This window comes from Xenococcus sp. PCC 7305 (genome assembly GCF_000332055.1).
GTDB lineage: Bacteria > Cyanobacteriota > Cyanobacteriia > Cyanobacteriales > Xenococcaceae > Xenococcus.
In genome coordinates this window covers 1-1838 of the sequence record NZ_ALVZ01000008.1, presented here as the reverse complement: position 1 = coordinate 1838, position 1838 = coordinate 1, and the positions used below count along the sequence as shown (strand labels likewise).

1 protein-coding gene and 1 pseudogene are annotated in these 1838 nt (G+C 41.8%); both read left to right on the top strand.

Annotation, left to right across the window (positions count from 1 at the left end):
• Window positions 1-1179: pseudogene (locus tag XEN7305_RS28800) on the top strand (hypothetical protein); the annotation flags it as partial.
• A gap of 381 nt (window positions 1180-1560) precedes the next feature.
• Window positions 1561-1838, top strand: a 278-nt coding sequence (locus XEN7305_RS00055) for a hypothetical protein (protein WP_006507237.1), incomplete at its 3' end; no start/stop codon positions are given.

The window sequence follows — 1838 nt, the reverse complement described above, 5'->3', positions numbered from 1 at the left end:
TTCCTAGCCTCGGAATCGGATGTGCCAGGGCAAACATGGCTAGAACGCCTTGAGAACAGTTTTCCCCAGGTCTATAACTCTCTTCAGATAGAAGGGCAAAACAACTATCCGAGCCTCAGTTCCATTTCGATCGCCGAAACTGGCTTCCGTCGTCGCGGAGGTCAAGCCTTACCATTTATCTTTAATGGAGATGGAGTGGAAAATGGTGTAGCTCATTTCCACATCGCCAATGGCATCTCAGTACCAGTATTAGGTTTTGGAGCCTTTGCAAGATCTCAAGTAATCTCTACTCTAGATTACCTACCTACAGTCGGGGAAGATGGGGTGCCCTTTGGCGACACCATTCTTTTATCCACAGAAGCTTCTGATGGTGATGCGGAATTGTATATGTGGGTGGGAAATCGAGTCCAAGGTAACACTAATGGTTTCGTTGATTTTGACGATAATTTGTACGTCTTAAAAATCACTGACGATGCAGGTAATGTAGTAGCAGATGAAACTGGGATTACAGAAGGCACTACTTTTGGCGCAGAGTGGGTTTTGGTGGATGGCAATCCCCTCAATGACCTAAGTGAGATCCCTGAAGGAAATGCGATTAATACTCTCAACGCAGGAGCTCTATCTGATTGGGTAAATGGTAGTGACGATGGGGTATGGCGTTCGACCAACTTCACTGATTTTGGTGGTCTGACCGAAGATCCTACTAACACTAGTAGTTTCTATGTAACTGGCCCCACTGGTTTATATAATCTAACGTTTGCGGATAGTCCTACCCCCTATACTGAAGCAGGGACTTTCACCCTGTTGGCAACTGGTGATTTTGACAGTGTGTTAGTAGATGATAATGGTCAGGTTATCGTGCAAGATAATGCGGGCGGCTCCTTTATTTACGACACTACAACGGATGAGCTTACACCTTTTGCCGAGACTAACCAGATTGGAATTGATTTCTATGGGACTACTCCTTGGGAGATTGAGGGGATTACGGAAGTCGATAATAACTTTGATGACACTGGCTTGAGTGCTTATATCTCTACAGTCTCCGCTAATAGTCTCAATGATGATAGTAATTTAGGCGTTGGTGGTCAATTGTTATTGACAATCCCTACTGCTTCAACTGGACTTGATGGCTATATTGACGGTTTATCAAGCATAATAGATTCTGAGCTTAATCTCTGAATCTAGAATCGGAAAATAGAAGTAATTGACACTAGTTTTTATCGTTGTTTCGCCGAAGGGGATTGAGGAAATTGCCACAAGGTGAATACTGCAATAAAACTGAGAAATTACGATGAATTTCCCTGGACAAGAAGGTCTTCAGTATCTGTCTTGTCCAGTCTTTTTTTTGGGTTCATTTTACCGTTGTTTTCTGGATCTATAAGTCAAAGAATCAAGCTAAAAATCCTATATAAATTCGCACTGTAGAATTTATTAATTTATATTACATAAAAGGGATCTTAAACCTATTAATTTTTATTGCAACTCCGTATTTTTAAATTTATTGTTTATAGAATCAAGGCGAGAAGTTGATCTAAATTTAGACCGAGGAAAGTATTATTTATGGATGAATCCTATTTAATTGATCTTAATAGTGACTATACCAGTATTCCCCTATTAACATTCGGAGACGAAATTCCCTTACTAGAAGGAGAATTTCCCTTCCTCGCCACAGACCCTGCTGCCGCCTTCCCCGTAGACAATATAGGAGAAGTCGATAGTGGCGACAATCCCTTAACAGCTAGTGCCACAGAAACCTTCACCTTTATCGGTAGTGTGGATGGAGTCTCCCACACGAATATTGATGGCACCAACTATGTGTTCGTCAACCACAACCTGGG